Here is a 24,919-nt window from a genome sequence, read left to right on the forward strand (position 1 = left end):
ATTAGATATCCAGAACCTGCGGCTGCTGTGCGGCGTGCGGATGCTCAGTGCCGGCGTAGACCTTGAGCTTGCGGTACATCTGGCGACCCAGCGTGCCCTTCGGCAGCATGCCCTTGACGGCGGTCTCGATCACGCGCTCCGGGTGGCGCTCAAGCGCCTGGGCGAGGGATTCGGTCTTCAGGTTGCCGATGTAACCGGTGAAACGGTGATACATCTTGTCCTGCAGCTTCTTGCCGGTGACGACAATCTTTTCTGCATTGATGACGACCAGGTAGTCGCCGGTATCAACGTGCGGGGTGTAGACCGGCTTGTGCTTGCCACGCAGACGGCGGGCCAGCTCGGTGCAGAGACGGCCCAGGGTCTTGCCCTCGGCGTCGACGAGGTACCAGTCGCGCTGGACGGTCTCGTTCTTGGCAGTGAAAGTGCTCATGAAGAACTCTTGGTTAGGTCGGGCTCATTGCGGCGAAGGACTCGCCGGAACTCTGCCACGCGTTGTGAAAGGTGGAGCGTAAGGGGCGGCATTGTACGCAGCTTGGCTGGCGGGTGCAACCCGGCTTCCGCCCCGGGTTGGCAGGGGACCGGGGCCGGGCGAGAATCGGGTTCTCCCCCGCTCCACGCCGTGCCGCCATGACCGTGCTTCGCCAGACCACCCCGCTGGACCATCTGCTGACCGAGGCGCAGCGCGCCCTGGACACGGTGTTCGGCAACCCGCCGGCCAGCCGTCCCTATCCGGCCACGGACACCGGCGAGCCCGGCATGGACAGCGCGCAGCGTCGCCACGCGGCCGGGCTGATGCGCATCAACCATGTCGGCGAGGTCTGCGCCCAGGGCCTGTACTTCGGCCAGGCCGCGGTGGCGCGCGATCCGGCGACCCGCGAGCATCTGCTGGAAGCGGCCCAGGAAGAGACCGACCACCTGGCCTGGTGCGCCACCCGGCTGGGCGAACTGGACAGCCGCCCGAGCCTGTTCAATCCGCTCTGGTACGCCGGCAGCTACACCATCGGCACCCTGGCCGGGCTGCGCGGCGACGGCTGGAACCTGGGCTTCGTGGTCGAGACCGAGCGCCAAGTGGAAGCCCATCTGGACGAACACCTGGTCGACCTGCCAGCCGGCGATCTGCGCAGCCGCGCGGTCATCCGGGTGATGAAGGAAGACGAGGCCCGGCATGCCGAGCATGCCGAGCAGGCCGGCGCACGCCGCCTGCCGTTCCCGATTCCCGGCGCGATGGCGCTGGCCTCCAGGGTGATGAAGACCATTGCCTACCGCATTTGAGGGGAAGCCCCCACCAACGGTGGGCCCGACCCAACCACACGGTGGGACCCGACCCAACCACACGGTGGGGCCCGACCCAACCACACGGTGGGGCCCGACCCAACCACACGGTGGGGCCCGACCCAACCACACGGTGGGGCCCGACCGTTGGTCGGGCCACCTTTCAGTTGGGTGACACCAGCTTCAGTCCGATCACACCGGCCACGATCAGGCCCACGCAGGCCAGGCGTGCCGGCGAGGCGCTGTCGTTGAACAGATAGATGCCCAGCACCGTCACGCCCAAGGCGCCGATACCGGTCCAGATCGCATAGGCCGTGCCGACCGGAATGTTCTTCATCGCCTGGCTCATGAGGTACAGGCTGATCAGGGCCGACACCACCGTCAGGGCAGTCGGCACGGGTTTGCTGAAACCTTCGGAGTACTTCATTCCAAGGGCGAATCCGATCTCGAACAGACCGGCCAGCAGCAGATAGATCCAGGGCATGGGTGGGGGCTCCTTACCTTTTTTGAGAAAAACGAAACGGCCCGGTGTTTTCACACCGGGCCGTAGGTCGGTACATCGCCGTGGAACTGAAGATTGCGCCAAGCGCAGGCTCCACGGGGCGGGGCGTCCCGCCTGGGTGGCGATGCCTGACGGCATCGCGCATGGGTCACTCAGCCAGGTTGCGGCCGTGGAACAGCTCTTCGATCTCACGACGCAGCAGCGCTTCGATCTTCATGCGTTCCTTGAACGAGATGTTCTTGGCCTTCTCCTCGAACAGGTACTGGTCCAGGTCGAAGTCCTTCAGGTGCATCTTCGTGTGGAAGATGTTTTCCTGGTAGACGTTGACGTCGAACATCTCGTAACGCGACTTGATGTTCTTGGCCAGGAAGTTCTGGATCGAGTTGATCTTGTGATCGATGTAGTGCTTCTTGCCCTTCACATCACGCGTGAAGCCACGGACACGGTAGTCCATGATCACGATGTCCGATTCCAGGCTCTCGATCAGGTAGTTCAGTGCCTTCAACGGCGAAATGACGCCGCAGGTAGCCACGTCGATATCGGCGCGGAAGGTGGCAATGCCTTCCTGCGGGTGCGTTTCCGGATAGGTGTGCACGGTGATGTGCGACTTGTCCATGTGCGCGACCACGGCATCGGAAATCAACTCCTTGCCGGCCTGCTTCTTGTCGATCACCGGCTCTTCGGAGATCAGGATCGTCACCGAGGCACCCTGCGGATCGTAATCCTGGCGCGCCACGTTGAGGATGTTGGCGCCGATGATCTCAGCGACATCGGTCAAGATTTGAGTAAGCCTGTCGGCGTTGTACTCTTCATCGATGTATTCAATGTAACGCTGACGCTCCTCTTCGGTGCGCGCGTAACACACGTCATAGATGTTGAAGCTCAGCGCCTTGGTGAGGTTGTTGAAACCCTGCAACCTCAGGCGAGGCAACGGCTTGACCACGGCGGTCGATTCCTGTGTAAGAAGGGAAAGGGGGAATTATGCGGCATAAGTGTCTCCAGGGGGAACGTGAAGACGCTCAGGTTCTGGCACACTGTTTGCCCTTAACAATTGCGCTGGTTAAGCTCCGCTATCGACCCCGTGAATCCGTTCATGCGCAGAGGGAGCGCCCCTATCGTGTCAACCGTGCGCCTAGCTAGCAGCCCATTGGCCTTGGACATCGCAACAATCGACCGCTTCCTGGCACACAGCCACAGGCGGCGCTATCCCACCCGTACCGACGTCTTCCGACCCGGTGACCCGGCAGGCACCCTGTATTACGTCATCAGCGGCTCGGTTTCGATCATGGCCGAGGAGGAAGAGGACCGTGAACTGGTGCTGGGCTATTTCGGCGCCGGTGAGTTCGTCGGCGAGATGGGCCTGTTCGTGGAGTCGGACCGCCGCGAGGTGATCCTGCGTACCCGCACCGCGTGTGAGCTGGCCGAAATCAGCTACGAGCGCCTGCATCAGCTGTTCCTCGGCCCGCTGTCGGCCGATGCCCCGCGCCTGCTATACGCGCTGGGCCAGCAGATCTCCAAGCGCCTGCTGGACACCAGCCGCAAGGCCAGCCGCCTGGCCTTCCTGGATGTCACCGACCGTATCGTGCGCACCCTGCACGATCTGGCGCAGGAGCCGGAGTCGATGACGCACCCGCAGGGCAGCCAGCTGCGCGTCTCACGCCAGGAACTGGCCCGTCTGGTCGGTTGCTCGCGCGAAATGGCCGGCCGGGTGTTGAAGAAGCTGCAGACCGATGGCCTGCTGCACGCCCGCGGCAAGACCGTGGTGCTGTACGGCACCCGTTGATCGACAGATGTCCGCCGGGCATGGCCCGGCGCTACCCCAAGGCCTCCACCACGATAGCGCCGGGCCATGCCCGGCGGATCGCCGTACGTGCGACGTACCATCGCATGTCCCGCACACCCGCTTCCGCTAGGCTCGGTCCATGGAGCTGAGCAGCGAATTCTGGTGGTTCATCCTCATCGGCCTCGGCGCACAGCTGGTCGATGGTGCGCTGGGCATGGCATTCGGACTGGTTTCTTCATCTGTGCTGCTCAGCATGGGGCTGCCTCCCGCACAGGTCAGCGCCAGCGTCCATACCGCTGAAGTGTTCACCACCGGGGCCTCCGGTGTGTCGCATCTGGTCGCCGGCAATGTCGACAAGCGCCTGTTCTTTCGCCTCGCCCTGCCCGGCGCCCTGGGCGGCGCACTCGGCGCGTATGTGCTGACACAGGTCCCTGGCGACCTGATCCGCCCGCTGATCTACCTGTACCTGCTGGTGCTGGCCATCATCATCCTGGCCCGCGCGGCCGGCCGCTGGATGCCCAAGGGCGAGATCCGCCGGGTGCCGGTGCTGGGGTTCTTCGCCGGCCTGCTCGATGCCAGCGGCGGCGGCGGCTGGGGCCCGGTGGCGACCTCCACCCTGCTCGCCCGCGGCGGCCTGGCACGGACCACGATCGGCACGGTGAACGCTGCGGAATTCGTGGTCACGCTGACGGTATCAGCGACCTTCCTGCTGTCGATGGGGGTGCAGCACCTGCAGATCGTCGCCGGCCTGCTGATCGGCGGCATGATGGCCGCGCCAGTGGCGGCAGTGCTGGTGAAGCGGGTGAAGGAACGCTGGGTACTGGTCGCGGTCGGTGTGCTGGTGCTGGGCATCAGCCTGTTCCAGGTGGGCCATGCCGTGTTCGGGTACCTGTACCGCTGAGCGTTCGCCGGGCGGGATCCGGTAGTGCGATGGGTTCAGAGCCCCTGCGGGGATCTGACCCCGGACTATGCCTTGTCGCCACCGCGGTCCACGCAACCCCAGTTGAGGATGCGGGTACCGGCCGGCAGCACGCGACGGAAGAATTCCACCTTGGCAGGCTTCGGGTTGACCACCACCGGCGCTTTCGCCGCAAGCAGCAGCGGCAGGTCGGCAGTGCTGTCGGAGTAAGCGATATCGATGTCGCCGTAGCCGCGCTCGCGCAGCATGCGCATCTTCTCTTCGTTGTGGCAGTGGCGGGTCGGCCCTACCCCGCCCAGACGCGGCCCCACTTCGGTGCCGATCACCGGTACGTCCTGGTGGGCGACAAAGGCCAGGATCGCGCGCGCAAGCTCCGGCGGTGCGCCGGTGGCCACCACCACGCGATCGCCCTTGGCACGGTGCGCGGCGAACACCTCCAGCGCCTGTGGCAGCAGCTTGGCGCGCATCTGCGCCTCGTTGCGCAGCACGTAGGCATCGATCACCTTGTTGAACTCGCGCGCGCGATGCAGGCCGAAGCTGCCGATCCAGACATAGACCGAGATGCCTGCACGGCGGGTCGGCAGCATCGCCACCATCGGCCCGGCAATCGGGGTGACCAGCAGCGCCGCCAGCATCCGCAGCGGGTTGCGCTTGATCAGCGAAGCGAACAGGTGGGTACCCGAATCGCCGTCATACAGGGTGTGGTCGAAGTCGAAGACCACCAGCGGCGCATCCTCGCGCGGCGTTGGATAGTACGTTTTCATGCTGCGAAGAATAGCTGACGCAGACCCTCACCCGGCTCTTCCACGCGCATGAAGGCCTCGCCGACCAGGAACGAGTGGATGCCGGCATCACGCATCAACGCCACATCCTGCGGCCCGAGAATGCCGCTCTCGGTGACCAGCAGGCGGTCACGCGGCACGGCCAGGCGCATGTCCAGCGTGGTCTGCAGCGACACCTCGAAGGTGCGCAGATTGCGGTTGTTGATGCCGATCATCGGCGCCGGCACCTGCAGCGCGCGCTCCAGCTCGTCGATGTCGTGCACTTCCACCAGCACGTCCATGCCCAGCGACATCGCCAGTTCGGACAGCGTGGCCAGCTGCGTATCGTCCAGCGCGGCGACGATCAGCAGGATGCAGTCGGCGCCGAGCACGCGCGCCTCGACCACCTGGTAGGCGTCGATCACGAAGTCCTTGCGCAGCACCGGCAGCGTGCAGGCTTCGCGCGCTTGCTGCAGGTAGGCGTCGGCCCCCTGGAAGAAATCGACATCGGTCAGCACCGACAGGCAGCTGGCGCCGCCGAACTCATAGCTGACCGCAATGTCGGCCGGGCGGAAGTCGGGGCGGATCACGCCCTTGGACGGGCTGGCCTTCTTCACTTCGGCAATCACCGCTGGATCGCCATTGGCGACGGCAGCCTGCAGCGCGCGCACGAAGCCGCGCACCGGCGGCGCCTCGGCCAGCGCCGCCTGCAGCTCCTCAAGCGGGCGCTGGGCGCGGCGCTGGGCTACTTCTTCGGCCTTGCGGGCCAGGATCGTCTGCAGGATATCGCTCATCGTCGTCGGGTCGGTGCTGGGGCGGTGAGGACGACCATTATCGGCCATCGGGTGGGTCAGGCTGAACCGCGTGCTCAGGCAACCAGCGCGCGGGTGGTGTCGACATACTGCTGCAGGCGGGCACGGGCGCTGCCATCGGCAATGACGGCGCGGGCGCGGGCCAGGCCGTCGCCAATATCGCTGGCCACGCCGGCCACGTACAACGCCGCGCCCGCATTCAGGGCGACGATGTCCAGTGCCGGGCCCGGCTCGTTGTCGAGCACCGCACGCAGCATGGCGATGGACTGTTCCGGGCCGTCCACGCGCAGGTTGCGGCTGGCCGACATGGCGATGCCGAAGTCTTCAGGGTGGATCTCGTACTCGCGCACCTTGCCGTCACGCAGCTCACCCACCAGGGTGCCCGCGCCCAGCGAGATCTCGTCCATGTTGTCGCGGCCCCACACCACCATCGCGCGCTCGGCGCCCAGTTCGCGCAGCACGCGCGCCTGGATGCCCACCAGATCGGGGTGGAACACGCCCATCAGCACCGACGGCGCATTGGCCGGGTTGGTCAGCGGACCGAGGATATTGAAGATGGTGCGCACCCCCATCTCGCGACGCACCGGCGCCACCACCTTCATCGACGGGTGGTGGATCGGCGCGAACATGAAGCCGATGCCGGTCTGTTCGATGGCCGCGGCCACCTGCGCAGGCTGCAGCTCGATCGCCGCGCCCAGTGCTTCGACCGCATCGGCACTGCCGGACTTGGACGACACGCTGCGGTTGCCGTGCTTGGCCACGCGCGCGCCGGCGGCAGCGGCAACGAACATCGCGCAGGTGGAGATGTTGAAGGTATGCGAGCCATCGCCACCGGTGCCGACGATGTCGACCAGGTGGGTGGTATCGGCGACCGGCACGGCCAGCGCGAATTCGCGCATCACCGTTGCGGCGGCAGCGATCTCGTCGATGGTTTCCTTCTTCACCCGCAGGCCGGTGAGGATGGCGGCGGTCATCATCGGCGAGACGTCGCCGCGCATGATCTGCCGCATCAGGTCGACCATTTCGTCGAAGAAGATCTCGCGATGCTCGATGGTGCGTTGCAGGGCTTCCTGGGGGGAGAAGCTCATCGGAATACTCCTTGGATCAGGCAGCCGGGCGCTGCAGGAAATTTCGCAGCAGGGCGTGGCCGTGTTCGGTGAGGATCGATTCGGGATGGAACTGCACGCCCTCGACCGGGAACTGGCGATGGCGCAGGCCCATTATCTCTTCGATCGAGCCATCCTCGTTCTCGGTCCACGCGGTCACTTCCAGCGCGTCGGGCAGGCTGTTCTTGTCCACTACCAGCGAGTGGTAGCGGGTGGCCTGGTAGCCATCCGGCAGGCCGGCGAACACGCCCTTGCCTTCGTGCCGGATCGGTGAGGTCTTGCCGTGCATGATGTTGCCGGCACGGATGACCGTGCCGCCGTAGACCTGGCCGATACCCTGGTGGCCCAGGCACACGCCGAGGATCGGCGTGGTCGGCCCCAGGCGCCGGATCAGCTCCAGCGACACGCCCGCTTCGTTGGGCGTGCACGGGCCGGGCGAGATGACGATGCGCTCGGGTTTCTGCGCGGCGATCTCGTCCACGCTCATCGCATCGTTGCGCACCACCTTCACTTCGGCACCCAGCGTCTGCAGGTACTGCACGAGGTTGTAGGTGAAGCTGTCGTAGTTGTCGATCATCCACAACATGGTCAGGTTCCGTCGCTTATCAGGAAAATGGCGTACACGTTTTCGGTGTAGGTAATGGGGCCGGCTTCGATCGATTCCGGTGCAGCGGGCGCAGGCGCCGAGGCCGGCGCGTAGCTGCCGGTCACCGAGATCCGGTCGAGGTACTCGCCATCCCCGCCGAGCTGTGGCCACTGCCCGGCCCGGATGCCATAGGCGAAGTCCGGTGCCACATCGGAGATGCTGTACAGGCCACGCACCTTGGTTCCATAGGCCTTGGCCAGGCCCTGCGCAGACTCGCGGGTCTTGGCGGCCGCCTCGCCCTTGAGCTCGCGTCTCAGCGCCACTTCGCCCGAGTAGGTCGGGGCCACGCTGCTGACCTGCACGTTCTCGTTGGCCTTCAGCGCACCCAGCACGTCCTGCATCGCCTTCACGCTGGAGAAACTCGCACGCAGCTGGCGCGACACGCGGGTGCCGATGAAGACCTGCCGGCTCTGCTCGTAGCGGGTGGCTGGACCAATCTGGAGGTTGTCCGCACGCACGCTGCCTTCCACGGCCTTGTGCTGCTTGAACAGCGCCAGTACGCGGGCGACGTTGTCCTGCACGCGGCGACGCGCGGCATCGGCATCCATATCGGTCTCTTCGATGTTCAATTGCAGGCCGAACCGGTCAGGCATCACCAGACGGCGCGCCTCGCCCTTCACCAGCAGGTGCGGCTGCGAGGGAATGGTGTTGGCCTGCGCCCACGCAGACGGGGCCATCGTGGCCAGCAGCGACGACCACAGCAGAACGCTCAGCAGCTTCATGCGGTACTCCTTGTCTTGAATGGAAACAGCGAAGGGTGCTGCGGCTCAGGCCACAGCACAGGGAAACTCACAGGCCCTTGGCGGCCTGGGCGACGGCGCGGAACAACGCGCGGCCCTTGTTCATCGTCTCGTCCCATTCCTTGTCCGGGTCGGAGTCGTAGACGATGCCGGCGCCGGCCTGCACATACAGGCGGCCGTCCTTGATCACCGCGGTGCGGATCGCGATCGCAGTATCGGCATCGCCGTGCCAGCCGATGTAGCCGATGCTGCCGGCGTAGACATTGCGCTTGATCGGTTCCAGCTCGCGGATCACTTCCAGCGCGCGGATCTTCGGCGCGCCGCTGACCGTACCGGCGGGGAAGGTGGCGCGCAGCACGTCGGCGTAGCTCAGGCCCGGCTGCAGCTGCCCGGTCACTTCGCTGACGATGTGCATGACGTGGCTGTAGCGTTCGATCACGAACTGCTCGCCCACTTCGACGGTGCCGGCCTTGGACACGCGGCCGGCGTCATTGCGGCCCAGGTCGATCAGCATCAGGTGCTCGGCGCGTTCCTTCGGGTCGGCCAGCAGCTCGACCTCCAGCGCCTGGTCCAGCTCCGGCGTGGCACCGCGCGGGCGGGTACCGGCGATCGGACGCACGGTCACTTCACCGTCCTGCAGACGCACCAGGATTTCCGGCGAGGAGCCGACCACCTGCAGGTCGCCGACGTCCAGGAAATACATGTACGGCGACGGATTCAGTGCACGCAGCGCGCGGTACACATCCACCGGGCGCGCCTTGAACGGCACGCTCAGGCGCTGGCTGAGCACCACCTGGAAGATGTCGCCGGCACGGATGTATTCCTTGCTGCGCTGGACCGCGTCGACGAAGCCTTCGCGGGTGAAACCGGAAACGAAATCGGACTCGTCCAGCACGTCGCTGGTCAGCGGTGCCGGATAGCCGGCACCCGGCGCGCGCAGTTTGGCGGTCAGTGCATCCAGGCGGGCCTGGGCCTGCTCGAAGGCGCCTTCGACACGCGGATCGGCATGCACGATCAGGTACAGCCGGCCCTTCAGGTTGTCGAACACCGCCAGCTCATCGGAATGCAGCAGCAGGATGTCCGGGGTGCCCAGTTCGTCACGGCCGGCCGGCGAGGCCAGGCGCGGCTCGATATAGCCGATGCATTCGAAGCCGAACCAGCCGACCAGGCCACCGGTGAAGCCCGGCAGGCCTTCCAGCTTCGGCACCGAGTGGGCGCTGCGCAGCGCCTCGACCTCGGCGAACGGGTCGGCCACTTCACGGGTTTCCACCACATCACCGTGCTCGCGTACGGTCAGGGTGTGGCCGTGGAAGGCGTACACGCGACGTGCCGGCAGGCCGATGATCGAGTAACGACCAAAGCGCTCGCCGCCTTCGACGGATTCAAACAGGTAGGTATTGGGGCCGTCGGCGAGCTTCAGATAGACCGAAAGCGGCGTGTCCAGGTCGGACAGCACTTCGCGGACAACGGGAATATGGGTGTGGCCTTCAGCGGCCTGCTGCTGAAACTGAGCGTGCGAGATCAAGACGACTTTCCTTCCGGGACACAGCGTTATGGGGACGGACGACGGCAACAGGCCACCATCGCCACCAACGGCGTGCGGAAGAAAGGGTATGCGGGGTCGTCAGGCTGGACACCCAATGACTGTATCGCAGCTTTGGCCGCAGGGAAACCCTTTGGCGACGGGCGGTTTGTCTTCGCCCTAGCCCATCCGCCGCGCCTGTTCCTGGGTCTCCTGCACCTGCTGCTGGGCCAGCGACACCCCCTGCGCCTGCTCGCGACTGGCATTGATCGCGTCGATCTGGGCGGTGCTCGCGCTGAGCGGCTGGGCCATGCCCGCCGCCACATCAACGTGGGCATGGCGGCGGTGCGCGGCGTTCAGGTCGGGCGTATCCACCGCGAAGGCGCGGCTGTGATCGTCGCTGAGCACCACGTGGGAAATGGACTCCAGCCCCTCGCGCTTGGCCTGCACGGCCAGCGCACCGGCGAGCTGGTCGCTCTGCAGGTTCGGCACGCGGTTGTGGGCGGCATCCAGGGCGTGCACGCCGGTCTGTGCGCCATTGAACAACCGGTAATCGGCGTGGCCAGGGTCGTTGATGCCGGGCCCACGCGCAGCCGGTTCTGCCGCCACGCCGGCGCGACGGCCATCCTCCGGAGGTTGTATGCGCTGGTGCTGCTCGACCAGCTTGCGAGCGGCGGCTTCCTGCTTGATCAGTTCCGAATCCAGGCTGGGGATGACGGTCGGATCCATGCCATGGCGGGCAGTGGCCTCGCTGAAGGCCGGCATCATGCCGCGGATGACACGTTCGGACTTGTCGAGGTTGTGCAGCCTCATTGCGTCCAACGGCAGGTTGCCGGTCGGCAGGTGGGTGGCGGCGGCAGCCCCCATGCCCACCGCGGCACCACCCAGCGTGGACAGGGTGATCGGTGCCTTGGCGGTGATGCCCTTCACTTGCGACGCCACCAGGTCATAGCCACGATCGACATGGGCACCGGCGGTGGCGAATCCGTTCTGCAGCTTGCCGGCCACCCATCGGCCGTCGTGGCTGATGGCAGCGGCCATGCGTTCACCCGCCGCGCGCGTGCCTGCGGCGTCAGCAACGGCCTGTTTCGTCGCGTGCTGCGCATGCTGCTCGCCGTGGTCACGGACAGCTTCGGCCTGCTTGGCAAGTCGGCCGGCAACGTTGTCCGCGCCCACCCGGTCAGCCACCCACGACAGTGCGGACAGGCCATGGGAGCGGGTCTGCGATTCCACGTGGTGCAGGGTGGCTTCGATGCTTCCGGTCAGTTCGCGCCCCGAAGCAATCACCGTACTGGTCGCCCGGGTGCTCACCTGCAGGCTGGTGGACCCCATGTTCACCACCTGGCCGATGACCATGCCTTCGGTCTTCAGTACGCGCTCGACACCATCGCCCACCTTGTCCAGCGCATGGGCAGTGGCGGCGCCGGCCCGTTCGACCTGCTCGCCGGCCAGGCGACCGCCGCGCATGCCGTACGCCGTGGCGTGCAGCACGGTGGACAGCGGGCCCGCCAGTTCCGCTACCTGGCTGGGCGGCGCCACATGCGGGCGATCGACGAGTGCCCCGTGCGCGTCGCGGGTCTTGGGCTCAAGCAACAGTTCGAGGCGCCCTGCCGCGAGCGGAATATCACGCAGCGCCTGCTGGCCCGGCTGGCTTGCGAGTTGTTCGATGAACTGTGCAGCGGAGGTCTGCGCACCCGGAGGCAGCATCTCGCGCAGCTTTTCGCCGACGACCTTCTGCATGGCCGGATCCTTCAGCACCATGCCGAGCTCATTGGCAAGCACGCCATAGCCACGGCGCTGCTGCTCGCTCAGGCGGTGCATGCCGTTCTGCACATCGTTCAGCACCTCACCGGTGGTCTGGTAGGTGTGCACGGACTGCTGCGTGTCGAAGGTCGGCAGGCCGTTGTCCTTGGCATAACGGGCCGGGGTTGCCGGATGCAGGCCGGCGGCGTTGAACGTGGTGGCACGTGCGCCGGTGACTGCGGACGCGGCGGAAGCCATGCCGCCGCCGAGCGAGTGGCCGGCGATTTCGAAGCCGCCCGGGCGTTCCTGATTGACGATCAAGGCAAGACGCATGGCGCGATCGTAGTAATCGCTGCGCATGCCGATGCCCTGCTGGCCGTTGTTGAGGAAATCCTCGCCGCCGGATTCTCGTTTTCCATTGGGCGCCAGCGGGTCAAGAATCTCCCCCGTAGATCCCTTGTAGACCACGACAGGTTTCGCATCCTCACCGAAGACGCGCTTGTCGGGGATGTAGATCTCGGCACGGAATCCCGATTCAGGCGGCTGTAACAAGTCGCGCACGGTTGCGTCCGACAGTTCGAAGCCCGCCGCACGCAACGCGGCAGGATCCGTGCTTGCGCGAGTCCAGCCAGCCGGCGGCTCGCCAGCATGCTTCGCTGACTGATACACATCGGAGGCAAGTCCAGACATCTCACGTGCGCGGTATGTCTCCTGCAAGCGCTCTGCATCTTCGTTGTGGCCGCTTGCGCGCAACTGCTCCACAAGCTCGCGCTGTTCCTGGACTGCGCGTGCCCGCGCGTCAATGTCGTGATCCGTCATGGCAAGCTCCATTCACCTTGAGGGGACATGCCCCCGTGACACATATCGATTATCAGATCCGTTTGCTAATGTCACGTCTCGAGCACCGTTGCGGAATCAACATGCCCATTCATGTTTTTGAAAGTGTGAAACGGATGTTCCCGATCGTGGTCTGCGCCATCTTTCTGATGGTAAGCGGATGCGCCGTTTCATCCAGCCATGGCGCCGAACAGTACTTCGACGGAAAAAACCTTGAGCTTGCGATAGCAACCGAGCATGGCGATTCGGACACCGTTCGGCGCCTGATAAAGAACGAAGGAGTCAATCCCGACAAAGTCTTCGCTCGTGATGCTGGAATCCCCCTGGTGGCGTGGCCTCTTCGGGCGAAGAATCTTGATGGATTACGCGCTCTCCTGGACAACGGCGCAGATCCAAATGCACGCGCATACAAGACGGTGGATGGACGCAGGCTTGGTTACAACAATGCGATGGTCTACGCGGCAAAGATGGACGACCCTCGCTTTCTTGAGCTGCTGCTGAAGCACGGCGGAGACCCCAACACCCGCAACTCGGCCAACGAGACTCTACTGCTGCAGGCATTCCTAAGCGGAAATCAGTGGAAGAACATCCAGGTACTGATTGAGAACGGGGCCAACATCAATGAATCAAGCCTGGACCTGGGCGACGACACGGTCCTGAGCTGGTACACCACGCGAGGCGGCTTCGATTACGCGTACTGGCTTCTGGAACATGGTGCTGATCCCGCGATTGCAAAGCCGGAAGGGTCAAGCCAGCCTGGCCGGCAGAAGATGGTCGAGGACATCTACTGGGAAATCACCACACCCGACAACCTGCCGTGGCAGAAGAAATGCCAGCAGTGGCTGATCGAACGCAACATTCCCCGCCCGCCAATGCCCGAGCACATCCGCAGGAAGCGCGAGGCCTTCAAATTCCCGAGCAGGGAAGAAGATATTCCGCTGCTGTAATTCCTGTGTCAGCGACCGGAAAGCAGCACGCAGTCATCCGGCAGGTGCATCCGCACCCTGCCCGCCACGCATTCGATGCGGAAGCTGCGTGCCTGCACCGGTTCGCCGTCCAGGTTCAAGGTCAGCGGCTGCGGTGCGTCGATCTGCAGCCACGGCAGCTGCGCGCGCGTGGCGACACGTTCAAGCGCCGCCTCCTTGCCGCCGGTCAGCATCTGCCCAAGAGTAGCGGCGACTTCACCGTCCAGTTCCGGCACCACGGTGACGTCCAGCAGGCCGTCATCGATCAGTGCCTGCGGGCAAAGCTGCTGACCACCACCCGCTTGGCGACCGTTGCCGATACCCAGTGCGATGAACCCACCTTCCCACTGGAAATCCGGGCCGCTCAGGCGCGCGGTGATCGGTTCGATGCGACCGAGCTTGGCGATACCGGTAATGACATAGGCCAGACCGCCGAGCATTTTCTTCAAGCCCGCATCGGTTTCCACCGTGACCTGGGTACCGAAGCCGCCGCTGGCGAGGTTGGCGCACCACCATGGCTTGCCGTCGGCATCAACACGCAACAGGTCCATCGGACGCGGCGTACCGCTGGCAATCAGTGCGAAGGCCTCCTGCGGCTCCACCGGAATACCGGCAGCGGTAGCGAAATCGTTGGCGGTGCCCATCGGCACCAACGCCAGCGACGGCAGCGCCCCAGCCGGCTCGTCACGATGCGCCAGCGTCTCGGCCACCGCGCTTAGCGTGCCGTCGCCGCCGGCCGCCACGATCACGTCCACGCCATGGTCGATGGCCTCGGCAACGTACCGCTCGGCGTCACCGTCTTCCCAGGTCACCCGCACTTCCAGCTGCACGCCACGGTCGCGCCAGTGGCCCACGGCATCGCGCAGATCGTCGTTGCCTGCAGACTTGCCGTTGAGGATCAGGCGCCAGCGCGGTGTGCTCATGCGGTACATCCAGGGAAAGGCGGCACAGGCTAGCAATCGCGCGTTCGGGGCCAGTGAAAGACGCTGGCAACCGTTCAGGTCAGATAGTGGGCTCGCCAATGCGGGATGTCATGCAAGTGTCATCGGCGGCCCGGAGAATGGAAGGCCATAGCAGGGACGACGGATGGAGGCAGGATCAGCCTCCCACGCATGCAGCAAGGCCACGCCAGTGTTTGGCGTGGCTTTTTTTTATCCGCTGCGCGGCGCTGCATATGGGCTTACAGGTAGGCTTCAATGGGACTGTGCAGAAGGCAGCTGTCGAAGGTCTCGATACTGCGCAACATCGCTTCATCGACTGCGTACTGCTGCAGCAGTAGGGTGAGCGCCGGAATTCCAGTCACGAACCTGCGTTCCACCCGCGTCTGCGCGTCCTGCATGGCGTAGTCGTAGTCGAAGCCATGGGTGGTCTCGGTGAAGCGTGCGGCATGGGTGATCAAGCGCAGCTCGTAGGTCTCTTGTTCGCCGGGAATGACATGGGCGAAGCAGCGCAATCCGGTGTCCACCGAGGCCAGCTCCGCCGCCATCGGGCATCCCTTTTCGAGCGCTGCGAACGGCGGTGGTGGCGGCAACGGGTGCCGGCGGCGCCAGAGCACGAAGGCGCGCTCGATGTCATGACCAGCAGCCTGAAGATCGATGGCGGCGTCGGTGGCGCCCGATCCTGTGCGGTGCCTGTAGTCGGCCACGAGCTGATCAACCACCAGGGTGTGCGCCAGTAGCAGGTCACCGCCGGAAGCCTGCAGCGCCTGCCTGCAGACAGCAATCGAGGCCGGCAGCCGCTGGCGGAGCGCGGCAATGGCGTATTTCATCGGCAGGCCAGTCACCAGGACACGGTCTACCCGGCGAATGCCTTCAGCGCCTCGCCTTCCAGCCGGTACACCGTCCACTCGTCCTGCGGCTTGGCGCCGGCTGCGGTATAGAACTCGATGGCCGGCGTGTTCCAGTCCAGCACCGACCACTCGAAGCGCCCGCACCCTTCAGCCACCGCCTGCCGGGCGATGTACTTCAGCAGCGCCTTGCCCGCACCGGAACCACGCTTTTCCGGGCTCACGTACAGGTCTTCGAGGTAGATGCCCTTGCGGCCCAGCCAGGTGGAATAGTTGTAGAAATACACCGCGTAGCCGATGGCTTCGCCGTTCGCCTCGCAGATCAGCGCGCGGGCGGTGGCGTCGGCACCGAGCAGGCTTTCGGCGATGCCGATCTCATCGGTCTGCACCGAATGCTCGGCCTTCTCGTAGATCGCCAGTTCACGGATGAATCGAAGGATCAGGCCAGCGTCGGCCACGGTGGCCGGGCGGATGTTCAACACGGCCACCGTGCTCATGGCTCAGCCCCGTGCCGCAGCGACGTTGGCGCGCATCTGCGCGATCACGTCCTGGTAGCTGGTCTTGGCGTTGAAGATGGCCGAGCCGGCGACGAAGGTGTCGGCACCTGCAGCAGCGATCTCACCGATGTTGTCCGCCTTCACGCCACCGTCGATCTCCAGGCGGATGTCACGGCCGCTGGCATCGATCTTCTTGCGCACCACGCGCAGCTTGTCCAATGCCGACGGGATGAACGCCTGGCCGCCAAAGCCCGGGTTGACCGACATCAGCAGCACCAGGTCGAGGTCGTCCAGCACCCAGTCGAGGATATCCACCGGGGTGGCCGGGTTCAGCACGATGCCCGGCTTGCAGCCCAGCGAGCGGATCAGCTGGATGGTGCGGTGCACGTGGCGGCTGGCCTCCGGGTGGAAGCTGATGTAGGTGGCGCCGGCCTCGGCGAAGTCCGGGATGATGCGGTCCACCGGCTCGACCATCAGGTGCACGTCGATCGGTGCGGTGACGCCGTGCTTGCGCAGCGCCTGGCAGACCATCGGGCCGATGGTCAGGTTGGGCACGTAGTGGTTGTCCATCACGTCGAAATGGACCCAATCGGCGCCAGCGGCCAGGACGTTGTCGACTTCTTCGCCCAGGCGGGCGAAGTTGGCCGAGAGGATGGAAGGAGCGATGAGGCAGTTGGACATGGCCGGGGCCTTCGGAACGGGGAAAGGGGTCTCCCGCCCGCAGGCGGGACTGTGGGGTCAGCGCTTGCGCAGGGTCTTGATGCGGTCGTAGGCGGCGTTGATGCGCCGCGACTTCTGCTCGGCCTGCTGCTGCAGCTCGGGGGCGGCGCCGCCCAGCTTGTCGGGGTGGTACTGGGAGATCAGCTTGCGGTAAGCACGCTCGACCTCGGCATCGGTGGCCTCGGAGGTCAACCCCAGCTCGCGGTAGGGGTTCTCCTTGTTCAGGCGGAACCAGTCCGAGTCGAAAGCGTGGCCGATCAACAGGCCGACTACCGCGCCGAACAGCGGATTGGGCCGGAACAGCAGGGCCCCGGCAATGAATCCGAGCAGTTTTCCGTACCAGCGCATGGCGCTCCGGGGTCGGCCGACGAAATGGACGCTCATTTTACGTCACAGCGGGCCCGGACCGCTTTACACTAGGCCGCCCGCTGGTCAGCGGGCCCGCCGGGTCCGTTGGGCAGCCGTATCGACGAAGCCCCAGGAGTGCCCGTGCCAACCACGCTGTTGCAATCCGATCTCCCCGGCCTGCCCTTGCGCCACCGCGGCAAGGTGCGTGATGTGTTCGATATCCCGCGCGAGCGGCTGCCGGCCGGTACCCCGCCGGGGGACTACCTGTTGATGGTCGCCACCGATCGCCTGTCGGCGTTCGACGTGGTCCTGCCCGACCCGATTCCGGGCAAGGGCGAGATGCTCTGCCAGGTGTCCAACTTCTGGTTCGCCAAGACCGCGCACCTGATGCCCAACCACCTGACCGGCATCGATGTGGCAAGCGTGCTGCCCGAAGGCGTGGACGCGGCCCTGTACGCCAAGCGCGCGGTGGTTACCCGCAAGCTGAAGCCGGTGCCGGTGGAAGCGATCGCCCGCGGCTACCTGATCGGCAGCGGCTGGAAGGACTACCAGCGCACCGGCAAGGTCAGCGGCATCGACCTGCCCGACGGCCTGCGCCAGGCCGAGCAGCTGCCCGAACCGATCTTCACCCCCTCGACCAAGGCCGCCGTGGGCGACCATGACGAGAACATCGACTTCGACGCGATGGTGAAGACGGTCGGCGCGGAGATGGCCGAGCGCGTGCGCGACGCCACGCTGCGCATCTACAAGTTCGCGGCCGATTATGCACGCGAGCGCGGCATCATCCTGGCCGACACCAAGTTCGAGTTCGGTACCGACGCCGATGGCCGCCTGTACATCATGGACGAGATGCTGACGCCGGATTCCTCGCGCTACTGGCCTGCCGACGAGTACGAAGTGGGCACCAGCCCGCCGAGCTACGACAAGCAGTTCGTGCGTGACTACCTGGAGACGCTGGACTGGGGCAAGACCGCCCCGGGCCCGAGCATCCCGGCCGAGATCATCGAGCGCACCCGCGCCAAGTACGCCGAGGCGCTGCAGCGCCTGGCCGGAATCAGCGTCGACTGATTCCCCTGCGCCCCCGGCCGGCCTGGCTGGGGGCGTTCTGAATGCGGTAGTGCCGGCCGCTGGCCGGCAACCTCGGCAAACCTGCAGCCAGGCATGGCCTGGCTCTACTGTCGGCCCCGGCCGGGGTATGCTGGCCGCATGCAGACCACCACCCAGCTTGCGCGTCCGATCGACCGCTACTTCGCCAGCTACTCCGATGACCACCGCAATCTGGTCAACCAGCGCATCCACGTGGTGGCGGTGCCGGCGATCCTGTGGTCGGTGGTGGCCCTGCTGTGGTGCGTGCCGCCGCTGATCACCTGGTTCCAGTACGGCATCTGGTCGGCGTTCGCGATGTTCAGCGCCTGGTGCTTCTACAACAAGCTGTCGCGCCCGCTGGGCATCGGCATGCTCATCCAGTTCTTCGTGTTCGGCTGCCTGTGCCGGCTGCTGGAAGCGGAAATCGGCCTGCACAACCTGCGCTCGCTGGCCATCGGCGTCTTCGTCGTCGCCTGGATCGCGCAGTTCATCGGCCACAAGTTCGAAGGCCGCAAACCCAGCTTCCTGACCGACCTGACCTACCTGCTGATCGGCCCGGCCTGGGTGATGGCCAAGGCCTATCGCAAGCTCGACTGGCGCTACTGACCGGCGTCGCCGCATCGACGCCTTCGTTTCCTGAACGGGCAGATGCCATCACCCACACTGCACGGCGCGCCTGCCAGCCTGCCGCGGTGACCTCCTCTCCCAGCCCCGCCCGACGGCGGCGGTCCCTGTGCGACAGGGGCTGCGGTCTCCCTGCGTGGGCGTAGGGTGGACCTGCCAACCGGGTCCAGACGGGGCATCCGCACCGCATGCTGCATCGCAGAAAAAATGAATCAGCGCACGTTACATGCAATTGATCGCTGTTCAATGGGTTTCGGCGACATTTGGCGGCCTGTTATGCTCCCTGACCTGCTCGTGAATCATGGATTCCCTGCATGCTCCCCAGCCTGCCCCTGCTGCTGGCCCTGCCGTTCCTCATGGCAGTGGCTGTCGCAGCCTTCCCCCGTAGTTCGCGCTCGACTGCTGCCTGGCTGGCGGCGCTGGCGCCGTTGGGCGGGCTGGCGATCCTCGCCTGGCTGACCCCATCGGTGCTCGATGGCCAGGTGGTGCGGACGATGGTGCCGTGGCTGCCGCAGATCGGCCTGGACTTCACCCTGCGCCTGGATGGCCTGGCCTGGATGTTCGCCGGGCTGGTGCTGGGCATCGGTGCGCTGGTGGTGCTGTATGCGCGCTACTACCTGAGCCCGCAGGACAGCGCGCACCGCTTCTATACCTACCTGTTGCTGTTCATGGGCGCCATGCTGGGCATGGTGTTGTCGGGCAATCTGTTGCTGCTGATGATCTTCTGGGAAATGACCAGCATCAGCTCGTTCCTGCTGATCGGCTTCTGGTCGCATCGCCAGGACGCCCGCGAGGGCGCACGGATGGCGCTGGTGATCACCGGCGGCGGCGGCCTGGCCCTTTTGGCCGGCGTGCTGCTGATCGGCCGCATCGTCGGCAGCTTCGACCTGGACGTGGTGCTGGCCGCCGGTGAGCAGATCCGCGCCAGCGCGCTGTACCCCTATGCGTTGTTCCTGGTACTGGCGGGCATCTTCACCAAGAGCGCGCAGTTCCCGTTCCACTTCTGGCTGCCGCACGCGATGGCCGCGCCCACCCCGGTGTCGGCCTACCTGCACTCGGCCACCATGGTGAAGGCCGGCGTATTCCTGCTGGCGCGCCTGCATCCGGCGTTGGCCGGCAGCGATCTGTTCTTCTACACGGTCAGCGGCATTGGTGCGATCACCCTGCTGATCGGTGCCTGGAACGCGATCTTCCAGCATGACCTGAAGGGCCTGCTGGCCTATTCGACGATCTCGCACCTGGGCCTGATCACCCTGCTGTTCGGCCTGTCCACGCCGATGGCGGTGGTCGCCGGCGTGTTCCACATCCTCAACCACGCCACCTTCAAGGCCTCGCTGTTCATGGCCGCCGGCATCATCGACCACGAGACCGGTACCCGTGACATGCGCAAGCTGGGTGGCCTGCGCAGGCTGATGCCGTTCACCAGCGCGCTGGCGATCATCGCCTCGCTGGCGATGGCCGGCATCCCGCTGCTCAATGGCTTCCTGTCCAAGGAAATGCTGTTCGCCGAAGCGCTCTCGGCCGGTGGCACCGACACCATGCGCATGGCGGTGTCGATCGCTGCGCTGCTGGCTGGTGTGTTCGGCGTGGCCTACAGCCTGCGCTTCGTGCACGACACCTTCTTCGGCAAGGGCCCGCATGGCCTGGACCGTGTGCCACACGAGCCGCCGCGCTGGATGAAGGTACCGGTGGAGATCCTGGTGGTGATCTGCGTGGCGGTGGGTATCGCCCCGGCACTGACGGTGGCGCCGGTACTGCACGCGGCAGCGGCCTCGATCCTCGGTAGCGCGATGCCCGAGTACAACCTGTCGATCTGGCATGGCTTCAACCTGCCGCTGGCGATGAGCGCCGCGGGCGTGGTCGGTGGCGTGGCCCTCTACTTCGGCCTGCGCAAGCTGATCGACCTGCATGGGGTAACCAACACCACGCCGGGGCGCAACGTCTTCCACCACCAGCTGGACCTGCTGTCGGCCGGTGCGCAGCGGTTGACCGCCGGCATCGCCAACGGCAGCCTGCAGCGCATGCTGCTGGGCCTGGTGCTGGTGGCGATCGTGGTCGCCGCTGCGCCCTACATCGCCAACCCGGCCTCGCCGGAATGGACCAGACCGCAGCCCATCCCGCTGCTGGGCTGGGCACTGTGGCTGGTGATGATGTCCTGCGCGGTGGCGACGCTGCGCATGTACAAGCAGCGCCTGCTGGCGGTACTGCTGGTCGGCGGTGTCGGCCTGATGGTGGCGCTGACCTTCGTGTTCCTGTCCGCACCGGACCTGGCGCTGACCCAGCTGCTGGTGGAGATGGTCACGCTGGTGCTGATGCTGCTGGGCATGAACTATCTGCCGGCACAGTCCGGCCCGGAGCGACCGCGCTGGCGCAAGCGCCGTGATGCGCTGATCGCGATCGTGGCCGGTGCCGGCCTGGGCGCGCTGGCCTACAGCGCGATGACCCTGCCGCCGAACACCATGGCCGGCGAACTGCTTGCCCGCGCACTGCCCGAGGCGTACGGCCAGAACGTGGTCAACGTGATCCTGGTCGACTTCCGCGGCTTCGATACCTTCGGCGAGATCACCGTGTTCGGCATCGCCGCACTGGTCGTGCATGCGCTGCTGCGGCGTACGCGGATGGCGCCGGAGCAGATCATGCCCGGTCCGCCGATCAAGCTGCCGGTGCCGGCCGATCTGGCCCAGATCATGTTCCCGCTGACCCTGACGGTCTCCATCTTCCTGTTCCTGCGCGGCCACAACGCGCCGGGCGGGGGCTTCATCGCCGGCCTGGTGCTGGCGGTGCCGCTGCTGATCCAGTACGTGATCCAGGGCACCGCGTCGGTGGAATCGCGCTTCGGCTTCGACTACATCCGCTGCATCGGTACCGGCCTGCTGATCGCCATCCTCAGTGGCGCCGCGTCGATGCTGTTCGGTGTGCCGTTCCTGACCAGCGGTCACCTGGACCTGCACCTGCCGTTGATCGGCGATGTACCGCTGGCCAGCGCAATTGGTTTTGATATCGGCGTGTACCTGGTGGTGTTCGGTGGCGCGATGCTGATGCTGTCGATGATGGCCACCGTCAAACCCTCGCGGACGCGCACCGCGCGCAAGGGCGAGATCGACCTGCAACGCCGCTCGGCACGAACGGGGGAGATGCACTGATGGAACTGGCCCTGGCCTCTGCGATCGGCGTGCTGACCGCCATCGGCATCTACCTGCTGCTGCGCGCGCGCAGCTTCGATGTGATCCTCGGCATGACCTTCCTGTCCTACGCCACCAACCTGCTGATCTTCGCCGGTGGCCGCGTGGTGCAGGGCAAGGCGCCGGTGCTGCAGGAAGGCGTGGAGAGCCACCTCGGCAACTACACCGATCCGCTGCCGCAGGCACTGGTACTGACCGCGATCGTGATCGCGTTTGCGATGACCGCCGTCAGCATCGTGCTGGCCATGCGCAGCCGCAGCGACAACCACAGTGACCATGTGGACGCGCACGAGCCGGACGACGATGCACCGCCGCGCCGGGGCGAGGACCGCGCATGAATCATCTGGTGATCCTGCCGATCCTGGTACCGCTGCTCGGCGCCGCGTTGTCGCTGTTCGTCGAACACCGCCGCTATGGGCCGAAGGTGCAGCGTGCCGTGGCGTGGACCTCGCTGGGCGCGCTGGCGGTGGTGGTCGGCCTGTTGTTCGCCGACACCGCAGGCGGCGACATCCGCGTGTACCTGCTGGGCGACTGGCCGTCGCGCTTGGGCATCGCACTGGTGGCCGACCGGCTGTCGGCGTGGATGCTGCTGACCACCCTGCTGCTGGCCATTCCCTGCCTGCTGCATGCGTGCTCAGGATGGGACCGCCGCGCACCGCATTTCCATGCGCTGTTCCAGTTCCAGCTGGTGGGCCTCAACGGCGCCTTCCTGACCGGCGACATCTTCAACCTGTTCGTGTTCTTCGAGGTGATGCTGATCGCCTCCTACGGCCTGCTGCTCAGTGGCGGCCGCGGCCTGCGCATGCGCATCGGCCTGCACTACGTGGTGTTCAACGTCACCGCCTCGACCCTGTTCCTGATCGCGCTGGGCCTGCTGTACGCCTCGCTGGGTTCCTTGAACATGGCCGAGCTGTCGCAGCGCATTGCCGAGGTGCCGCCTGCGCAGCTGACCCTGGTGAAGGCGACGATGGGCCTGTTGCTGCTGGTGTTCTGTGCCAAGGCCGCGCTGATGCCGCTGTACCTGTGGCTGCCCGAATCGTATGCGCGTGCACCGGCGGCGGTGGCGGCGCTGTTCGCGATCATGACCAAGGTGGGCCTGTATGCCGTGCTGCGCATCCAGATGCTGTGGTTCGGTGAGGATGCGGGTGCAATGGCCGGCTACGGCCGCGACTGGCTGCTGTGGGCCGGCGTAGCGACGCTGGTGCTGGGCGGCCTGGGTGCGTTGGCCGCAGCGCGCCTGCGCGTGCTGATTTCGTATCTGGTGATCGTCTCGGCGGCGACGCTGTTCATCGCCTTCTCTGTCGGCACACCGAAGGTGCTGTCTGCCGGCCTGTACTATCTGCCGCACAGCAGCTTCGTCGCCGCCGCACTGTTCCTGGTCGCCGACCTGATCCGACGCCGTCGCGGCGGCGCCAGCGACCGCAAGGAAGTGATCGCACCGATGCCCGGCAAGGAGACCCCCGCCGTGCTGTTCCTGATTGCGGCGGTGTCGGTGGCCGGCCTGCCGCCGCTGTCCGGCTTCCTGGCCAAGGCCGCGCTGTTGGCCGGCATGCCCGACCAGTACACCGGCGCGGTATGGACGGCAGTGCTGGTCAGCAGCCTGCTGGTCATCATGGGCCTGACCCGCGGTGGCATCCGCCTGTTCTGGCGCGTGCCGCTGCCTGATCCCGAGGCACCACCACCGCGCAAGGCGCCACTGCGCCGTGTCGAGCTGTTTGCCGCCTGCATCCTGCTGGCCTACGGCATCGGCATGACGCTCTTCGCTGCCCCGCTGATGCAGCACACCGACGCCATCGCCACCCAGCTGCTGCAGCCGGGCGACTACGTGCAGCAGTTGCGCGCGACCACGCCGGAGATCCGCCAGCCATGACCGCCAAGCGTTCCCCGATCCGCCGCCTGCTGCCCTCGCCCGCGCTGAGCGTGATGGTGGTGGTGTTCTGGCTGCTGATGTCCGACAGCTTCACACTCGGCCAGTTCCTGCTGGGCCTGCTGCTGGGCGTGGTGATTCCACTGTTCGCTGCGCGCCTGGACCGCGAGTTCGCCCGCATCGGCACCCTGCGGCCGCTGCCGAAGCTGTTGTTCGTGACCCTGTGGGACATCCTGATGTCCAACATCCGCGTGGCCATCCAGGTGCTGGGCCCGGAAAAGAACATCCACCCCGGTTTCATCTGGCTGCCGCTGGACATCGCCAACATCCACGGCATCGCCGCGCTGACCAGCATGATCACCCTGACCCCCGGCACGGTGTCGGCCGCGCTCAGCGACGACCGCAGGTTCCTGCTGGTGCACGTGCTGCACCTGGAAGACCCGCAGGACCTGATCGACACGATCAAGCGCCGTTATGAAGCCCCGTTGATGGAGATCTTCCCATGACTGGATTCCAGATCATCCAGACCACCCTGGTGGTATGCATGCACGTGGTCGGCCTGGCCATGCTGCTGGCCACCTGGCGCCTGCTGCGCGGGCCGACCGTGCCCGACCGCATTCTTGCACTGGATACGCTGTCGGTGACCGCCATCGCCGAACTGATGCTGTTCGGCATGTACCTCAATTCGGCGATCTACTTCGAGGCGGCACTGATCATCGCCATGCTCGGCTTCGGCAGCACCGTGGTGCTGAGCAAGTTCGTGCTGCGCCGGGACATCGTCGAATGATCACCTTCATCCAGATCGCGCTGTCGATCCTGCTGCTGTTCGGCTGCTTCTTCATCCTGGTCGGCGCGCTGGGGCTGGTGAAGCTGTCCACCTTCTTCAAGCGCCTGCACGCACCGACCAAGGCCAGCACGCTGGGCGTGGGCTGCGTGCTGGTGTGCTCGGTGTGTTACCACATCTTCCTGGGCCAGGATCCGCAGCCGCGCGAGCTGCTGATCACCGTGTTCCTGTTCATCACCGCGCCGATCAGCGCGCACCTGATGGCCAAGGCGGCACTGTCGCTGCTGATGGAAACGCGCCCCAGCCTGCCGGGCAACGAGCGTGCGGAAGAAGAACAGCTGCCACCGCCGGAACCGGAGCGGGAAGAGGAAACCACCGCGCGTTGACGGTGGGTGCCGACCGTTGGTCGGCACGACA

At 65.8% G+C, this 24,919-nt stretch carries 27 protein-coding genes; 12 read left to right on the forward strand and 15 right to left on the reverse strand.

What is annotated here, in order from left to right; all coding sequences use genetic code 11:
- Position 1 precedes the first annotated feature (1 nt).
- Complete coding sequence (rplM, locus tag MRBLST15_RS20790) at positions 2 to 430, reverse strand: 50S ribosomal protein L13 (RefSeq protein WP_025874623.1); 429 nt, start codon at positions 428 to 430, stop codon at positions 2 to 4.
- 197 nt (positions 431 to 627) lie between these two features.
- On the opposite strand from rplM, the gene coq7 reads away from it, so the two are divergent.
- Positions 628 to 1,272 (forward strand): 2-polyprenyl-3-methyl-6-methoxy-1,4-benzoquinone monooxygenase, encoded by a 645-nt coding sequence (gene coq7 / locus MRBLST15_RS20795; protein ID WP_033832396.1) that lies wholly within the window; start codon positions 628 to 630, stop codon positions 1,270 to 1,272.
- Between the two features lie 163 nt (positions 1,273 to 1,435).
- On the opposite strand, the gene MRBLST15_RS20800 is transcribed toward coq7, so the two are convergent.
- Positions 1,436 to 1,756, reverse strand: coding sequence for a DMT family transporter (locus tag MRBLST15_RS20800; RefSeq protein WP_099820429.1), 321 nt, complete (start codon positions 1,754 to 1,756; stop codon positions 1,436 to 1,438).
- Positions 1,757 to 1,922: 166 nt separating this feature from the next.
- Positions 1,923 to 2,717, reverse strand: a complete 795-nt coding sequence (gene speD, locus MRBLST15_RS20805) for an adenosylmethionine decarboxylase (protein WP_025874620.1) — start codon at positions 2,715 to 2,717, stop codon at positions 1,923 to 1,925.
- Between the two features lie 150 nt (positions 2,718 to 2,867).
- Between speD and crp the strand changes: the two genes are divergently transcribed.
- Positions 2,868 to 3,557: a cAMP-activated global transcriptional regulator CRP gene (crp, locus tag MRBLST15_RS20810; RefSeq protein ID WP_089238148.1), complete on the forward strand. Its 690-nt coding sequence runs from the start codon at positions 2,868 to 2,870 to the stop codon at positions 3,555 to 3,557.
- 139 nt (positions 3,558 to 3,696) lie between these two features.
- Positions 3,697 to 4,458: a sulfite exporter TauE/SafE family protein gene (locus MRBLST15_RS20815; RefSeq protein ID WP_099820428.1), complete on the forward strand. Its 762-nt coding sequence runs from the start codon at positions 3,697 to 3,699 to the stop codon at positions 4,456 to 4,458.
- A 65-nt stretch (positions 4,459 to 4,523) separates the two neighbouring features.
- On the opposite strand, the gene MRBLST15_RS20820 is transcribed toward MRBLST15_RS20815, so the two are convergent.
- The 7 genes from MRBLST15_RS20820 to MRBLST15_RS20850 form a co-directional block, all read right to left on the reverse strand.
- A complete protein-coding gene (locus MRBLST15_RS20820; protein ID WP_099819691.1) occupies positions 4,524 to 5,240 on the reverse strand; it encodes a haloacid dehalogenase-like hydrolase in 717 nt (238 codons plus the stop codon).
- Entirely contained in the window at positions 5,237 to 6,031 is a 795-nt protein-coding gene (gene trpC, locus MRBLST15_RS20825) for an indole-3-glycerol phosphate synthase TrpC (RefSeq protein ID WP_205405210.1), read from the reverse strand. The genes MRBLST15_RS20820 and trpC overlap by 4 nt, the downstream gene beginning before the upstream one ends.
- Positions 6,032 to 6,105: 74 nt before the next feature.
- Positions 6,106 to 7,137, reverse strand: a complete 1,032-nt coding sequence (gene trpD, locus MRBLST15_RS20830; protein WP_089237368.1) for an anthranilate phosphoribosyltransferase — start codon at positions 7,135 to 7,137, stop codon at positions 6,106 to 6,108.
- Between the two features lie 16 nt (positions 7,138 to 7,153).
- Positions 7,154 to 7,741, reverse strand: coding sequence for an anthranilate synthase component II (locus MRBLST15_RS20835; protein ID WP_025874614.1), 588 nt, complete (start codon positions 7,739 to 7,741; stop codon positions 7,154 to 7,156).
- Between the two features lie 2 nt (positions 7,742 to 7,743).
- Positions 7,744 to 8,523, reverse strand: coding sequence for an SIMPL domain-containing protein (locus MRBLST15_RS20840; RefSeq protein ID WP_236511906.1), 780 nt, complete (start codon positions 8,521 to 8,523; stop codon positions 7,744 to 7,746).
- A gap of 67 nt (positions 8,524 to 8,590) precedes the next feature.
- Positions 8,591 to 10,066, reverse strand: a complete 1,476-nt coding sequence (trpE, locus tag MRBLST15_RS20845; protein ID WP_191077716.1) for an anthranilate synthase component I — start codon at positions 10,064 to 10,066, stop codon at positions 8,591 to 8,593.
- Between the two features lie 177 nt (positions 10,067 to 10,243).
- Complete coding sequence (locus MRBLST15_RS20850) at positions 10,244 to 12,367, reverse strand: XVIPCD domain-containing protein (RefSeq protein WP_367787801.1); 2,124 nt, start codon at positions 12,365 to 12,367, stop codon at positions 10,244 to 10,246.
- 293 nt (positions 12,368 to 12,660) lie between these two features.
- Here MRBLST15_RS20850 and MRBLST15_RS20855 point away from each other — a divergent pair, with 293 nt between their 5' ends.
- Positions 12,661 to 13,590 carry an ankyrin repeat domain-containing protein gene (locus tag MRBLST15_RS20855; RefSeq protein WP_265952350.1) on the forward strand — a complete coding sequence of 310 codons (930 nt, stop codon included), beginning with the start codon at positions 12,661 to 12,663 and terminating at the stop codon, positions 13,588 to 13,590.
- An 8-nt stretch (positions 13,591 to 13,598) separates the two neighbouring features.
- Here MRBLST15_RS20855 and yegS read toward each other — a convergent pair whose 3' ends face one another.
- From yegS to MRBLST15_RS20880, 5 genes are all read right to left on the reverse strand, one after another.
- The gene (gene yegS, locus MRBLST15_RS20860) at positions 13,599 to 14,531 is read right to left on the reverse strand and encodes a lipid kinase YegS (protein WP_265952349.1); all 933 of its coding nucleotides are present in this window, start codon (positions 14,529 to 14,531) and stop codon (positions 13,599 to 13,601) included.
- A gap of 257 nt (positions 14,532 to 14,788) precedes the next feature.
- Positions 14,789 to 15,376 (reverse strand): hypothetical protein, encoded by a 588-nt coding sequence (locus MRBLST15_RS20865; protein WP_367787806.1) that lies wholly within the window; start codon positions 15,374 to 15,376, stop codon positions 14,789 to 14,791.
- 26 nt (positions 15,377 to 15,402) lie between these two features.
- On the reverse strand, positions 15,403 to 15,882 hold the full coding sequence (locus tag MRBLST15_RS20870; protein WP_265952353.1) for a GNAT family N-acetyltransferase: 480 nt from the start codon (positions 15,880 to 15,882) through the stop codon (positions 15,403 to 15,405).
- A gap of 12 nt (positions 15,883 to 15,894) precedes the next feature.
- Positions 15,895 to 16,572 carry a ribulose-phosphate 3-epimerase gene (gene rpe / locus MRBLST15_RS20875; protein ID WP_180165218.1) on the reverse strand — a complete coding sequence of 226 codons (678 nt, stop codon included), beginning with the start codon at positions 16,570 to 16,572 and terminating at the stop codon, positions 15,895 to 15,897.
- Positions 16,573 to 16,629: 57 nt separating this feature from the next.
- Positions 16,630 to 16,959: a J domain-containing protein gene (locus MRBLST15_RS20880; RefSeq protein WP_005411327.1), complete on the reverse strand. Its 330-nt coding sequence runs from the start codon at positions 16,957 to 16,959 to the stop codon at positions 16,630 to 16,632.
- Positions 16,960 to 17,100: 141 nt separating this feature from the next.
- Here MRBLST15_RS20880 and MRBLST15_RS20885 point away from each other — a divergent pair, with 141 nt between their 5' ends.
- From MRBLST15_RS20885 to MRBLST15_RS20920, 8 genes are all read left to right on the forward strand, one after another.
- Positions 17,101 to 18,027 carry a phosphoribosylaminoimidazolesuccinocarboxamide synthase gene (locus MRBLST15_RS20885; RefSeq protein WP_162291998.1) on the forward strand — a complete coding sequence of 309 codons (927 nt, stop codon included), beginning with the start codon at positions 17,101 to 17,103 and terminating at the stop codon, positions 18,025 to 18,027.
- Between the two features lie 138 nt (positions 18,028 to 18,165).
- Entirely contained in the window at positions 18,166 to 18,651 is a 486-nt protein-coding gene (locus tag MRBLST15_RS20890) for a DUF962 domain-containing protein (RefSeq protein WP_367787812.1), read from the forward strand.
- 332 nt (positions 18,652 to 18,983) lie between these two features.
- Positions 18,984 to 21,812 (forward strand): monovalent cation/H+ antiporter subunit A, encoded by a 2,829-nt coding sequence (locus MRBLST15_RS20895; RefSeq protein ID WP_367787814.1) that lies wholly within the window; start codon positions 18,984 to 18,986, stop codon positions 21,810 to 21,812.
- Entirely contained in the window at positions 21,812 to 22,189 is a 378-nt protein-coding gene (locus MRBLST15_RS20900; RefSeq protein ID WP_025874601.1) for a Na+/H+ antiporter subunit C, read from the forward strand. The genes MRBLST15_RS20895 and MRBLST15_RS20900 overlap by 1 nt, the downstream gene beginning before the upstream one ends.
- Positions 22,186 to 23,721: a monovalent cation/H+ antiporter subunit D gene (locus MRBLST15_RS20905; RefSeq protein ID WP_265952346.1), complete on the forward strand. Its 1,536-nt coding sequence runs from the start codon at positions 22,186 to 22,188 to the stop codon at positions 23,719 to 23,721. The genes MRBLST15_RS20900 and MRBLST15_RS20905 overlap by 4 nt, the downstream gene beginning before the upstream one ends.
- Entirely contained in the window at positions 23,718 to 24,224 is a 507-nt protein-coding gene (locus MRBLST15_RS20910; protein ID WP_265952345.1) for a Na+/H+ antiporter subunit E, read from the forward strand. Before MRBLST15_RS20905 ends, MRBLST15_RS20910 begins: the two co-directional genes overlap by 4 nt.
- Positions 24,221 to 24,505, forward strand: coding sequence for a K+/H+ antiporter subunit F (locus MRBLST15_RS20915; RefSeq protein ID WP_025874598.1), 285 nt, complete (start codon positions 24,221 to 24,223; stop codon positions 24,503 to 24,505). The genes MRBLST15_RS20910 and MRBLST15_RS20915 overlap by 4 nt, the downstream gene beginning before the upstream one ends.
- Complete coding sequence (locus tag MRBLST15_RS20920) at positions 24,502 to 24,888, forward strand: Na+/H+ antiporter subunit G (RefSeq protein WP_205405217.1); 387 nt, start codon at positions 24,502 to 24,504, stop codon at positions 24,886 to 24,888. Before MRBLST15_RS20915 ends, MRBLST15_RS20920 begins: the two co-directional genes overlap by 4 nt.
- Positions 24,889 to 24,919 lie beyond the last annotated feature (31 nt).

The sequence above is a fragment of the Stenotrophomonas sp. LST15-1-1.1 genome (genome assembly GCF_040815575.1).
Lineage (GTDB): Bacteria > Pseudomonadota > Gammaproteobacteria > Xanthomonadales > Xanthomonadaceae > Stenotrophomonas > Stenotrophomonas lactitubi_B.